This window comes from Streptomyces sp. W16, assembly GCF_033194735.1.
Lineage (GTDB): Bacteria > Actinomycetota > Actinomycetes > Streptomycetales > Streptomycetaceae > Streptomyces.
Genome location: NZ_JAWOAI010000793.1, coordinates 1 through 3,216, shown reverse-complemented (window position 1 = coordinate 3,216; position 3,216 = coordinate 1). Strand labels below are relative to the sequence as shown.

2 protein-coding genes and 2 pseudogenes are annotated in these 3,216 nt (G+C 71.8%); all 4 read right to left on the bottom strand.

Going from position 1 to position 3,216, the window contains the following annotated elements:
• Positions 1-226: pseudogene (locus tag R6V09_RS49380) on the bottom strand (MFS transporter); the annotation flags it as partial.
• Positions 223-1,164, bottom strand: a complete 942-nt coding sequence (locus tag R6V09_RS49375; protein WP_317887974.1) for a GNAT family N-acetyltransferase — start codon at positions 1,162-1,164, stop codon at positions 223-225. The gene R6V09_RS49375 and the pseudogene R6V09_RS49380, both read right to left, overlap by 4 nt.
• Positions 1,165-1,189: 25 nt before the next feature.
• The gene (gene lysA, locus R6V09_RS49370) at positions 1,190-2,557 is read right to left on the bottom strand and encodes a diaminopimelate decarboxylase (RefSeq protein WP_317887973.1); all 1,368 of its coding nucleotides are present in this window, start codon (positions 2,555-2,557) and stop codon (positions 1,190-1,192) included.
• 61 nt (positions 2,558-2,618) lie between these two features.
• Positions 2,619-3,216, bottom strand: a pseudogene (locus R6V09_RS49365) (2,3-diaminopropionate biosynthesis protein SbnB); the annotation flags it as partial.

Here is a 3,216-nt window from a genome sequence, read left to right as displayed (position 1 = left end):
GGCCGATGGCCAGGAAGGCGACCGTCTCGGCGGTGACGAGCAGACCCGTCTGCCCGGCGGTGGCGTGGAACGCCGTCACGGCCAGCAGCGGCAGCGCGACGAGCCGCATCTGCGTGCCCACGTGACTGGCGGCGGCGGCCGACAGCAGGAGCCGGTAGTCGCGGTGCCGTCGCAGCGAAGAACCCCTGCGCGCGGTGTCCCGTGCCGCGGACTCGACGCCGGTCATCGCACGACCCGTATGCGGTGACCGGCGAGGAACGGTGCCCGGTACTGCGTGACGTCGACGTCCTCGGCGCCGGCCAGGACCTCCATGCGGAGCCGTCCGGGCGTGTCCCAGGGGACGCCGGCCTCGGGCGGGCCGTCGTACGCGAGGAGGAGCGAGGGGTCCTCCAGCGCGTCGAGTCGCAGCACCAGGTCCGCTTCGTCCGCGCCGTCCCGCGGGTCCAGCCACTGGGCCGGGACGGGGAGGAAGCCGAGCCGGCTCTTGAAGGTGAACAGGCCGGGTTTCGCGATGTGTCCGTACAGGCTCGGGTCGCTGCCGAGCGACACCCGCCGCTGGCCCCGGTCGCGGGCCTCCTGGAACGCGGCGAGGTACATCACGCGCATGAGGCGGCCGTGTCGTTCGGCCGGATCGGCGGAGTTGAAGCGGATCCGCATCGTGGACTTCGCGTCCAGCACCTGGCAGACGCACCCGCCCACCAGGGTGTCGCCCCGATAGGCGTGGACCGCGAAGTAGGTGTCCCGGTCGGCCAGCATCCGCGCCTGCCAGCGGCGCCCGTAGGAAATTCCGTACCGCATGCCCGCGATCTGCCGCTCGTAGAGGGTGAGGAATTCTTCCAGGGCCCGGTCTTCCAGCACCGGGAAGACCTTCAGCGAAATACCCTGGGCGCGCACGAAACGCTGCCCTTTTCGCATGTTGCCCCGCTCGTTTCCGGACAGCCCGGCGAGGAATTCCTCCTCCGATTCCCGGGTGTGTGCCATCCAGGTGACCCAGCTGGGTTTCACGACGAATCCGGCCCGCTCCAGCGCATTCCGGGCGGAGGGTTCGGGACGGGCGATGCGAAGGATGTCGGCGTCCGGCAGCGAGCCCGACCGTACCCGGTCCAGTCCTTCCTCCATGTCGCAGGAGGCGATACGGAGGCCGTTCTCTTCGTTGACGTCCACGGTGATCGCTCCCCTGTTCTCCGCTTCAGCCCATGTCCAGGGCGAGCAGGTCGGTTTCGGTTTCCCGGCGGATGATGACGCGTGCCTCGCCGTTCGCCACGGCGATGACCGGCGGTCGCGGTGTGTGGTTGAAGTTGTTGGCGAGACTGCGGCAGTAGGCGCCGGTCCCGGGCACCGCGATCAGGTCGCCGACGCGGATGTCGGCCGGGAGGTGGTCGTCGGGGACGACGATGTCGCCCGCGTCGCAGTGCCGGCCGACGACGCGCGTCAGGGCCGGGGCGGCCGACGACGTACGGCTCGCCAGCGTCACCGAGTAGCGGGCGTCGTAGAGCGCGGGCCTGATGTTGTCGCTCATGCCACCGTCCACCGACACATAGGTGCGCAGGCCGTCGAGCCGCTTGACCGTGCCGACGCGGTAGAGCGTGCAGCCGGCCGGGCCCGCGATGGCGCGGCCGGGCTCGATGGCCGTACGGGGCACGGCGATCGAGAGCTTCGCGCACTCGTCGGCGACGATGCCGCGCAGTTCGGCGGCGAGCCGGCCGGGGGTCGACGGGGAGTCGGCGTCGGTGTAGGCGATGCCGAAGCCGCCGCCCAGGACGAACTCGGGCAGTTCGGCGCCGTACTCCGCGCCGATCGCCGCGTGCAGGGCGAGTGCCCGGCGCGCGGCGACGTCCCAGCCGCTGGTGTCGAAGATCTGGGAGCCGATGTGGGTGTGGAGTCCGCGCAGCTCCAGTACGCCGTCGTCCAGGACCCTGCGTACGGCGGCGGCAGCGGTGCCGGCCGCGACGGAGAACCCGAACTTCTGGTCCTCGTGGGCGGTCGCGATGTGGTCGTGGGTGTCCGCCCTGACGCCCACGGTCGCGCGCACCAGGACCCGCGGCCGTTGGCGGTACTCCCGGGCCAGGTCGGTGAGGGCGTCGATCTCGTCGAAGGAGTCGAGGACGATGCGCCCGACGCCGTACCGGAGCGCGCGGTGCAGTTCGTGCGCCGACTTGTTGTTGCCGTGCAGCACGATCCGCTCCGCGGGGAAGCCTGCGGCGAGTGCCACGGCCAGCTCTCCCCCGGTGCACACGTCCAGACCGAGCCCCGCCCGGGCCACCAGCCGGGCGACCGTCTTGCAGAGGAAGGCCTTGCCCGCGTAGTAGATGTCGAAGTCGTGGAAGGCGGTGCGGAATTCGTGGCAGCGCGCGACGAAGTCGGCTTCGTCGAAGAGGTAGGCGGCGGTGCCGAACCGCCCGGCCAGGTCGACCGTGGACACGCCTCCGACGTGCAGCACGCCGTCCGGCCCGCGCTCGGCGGTGCGGGACCAGAAGCGCGGGCGCAGATCGTTGACGTCGACCGGGGGCTTCGACCAGGGAGGCTCGGCGGGGGCGAGGGCGGTGTCGACGGTCACGGGTTGACTCCTTCGGGGACGGTCCGGGCAGCGGTGGCCTCGGGGGTGGGACGGCCGGTCGTCACCATCGCCGTGTCTCCCCGAAGAACTCGGGCACGTCGAGCAGCCGGCCGGTCTGCCGCGCCCGGTGGTGGAGGTGGTGGCCGACGGCGAGATCGAGCACCCCGAGCCCGAACGGCGAGAAGACGGTGGCCTTCCCTGGAGTGAGGCGCACCTGTCCCGAGATGACGCCCGCCAGCGTCCCGGTGACGAACTCCCGCCCGCCGGTGAGCTGTTCGGCGAGGTGAGGCGAGGTGTTCGCCTTGAGGCAGTGGTCCACGTCGTCGAGGACGTTGTCGGCCCGCAGCAGTGTCTCGGGGGCGAGGTCGCGCAGTGAGATGTTCAGGACCAGTTGGCCGGGGCCGAAGGCGTGGTCCGCGGGGACGTAGGGTTTCGGCGCCGTCGTGGCGAGGACCACCAGGTCGCAGTCGAGGGCCTCCGTGAGGGACACCGTCCGGGCCCCTGCGCCGTGCCGGTCGCGCAGTTGCGCGGTGAGGGCGGCGGCGGACGGTTCGTCGAGGTCGTGGCAGCGCACGTCGGCGAGGGACACCCCGGCGGCGTCGAGGTACCGGCAGACGGTGCGCGCGATCACGCCCGCGCCCACCACGCCGACGGTGGCG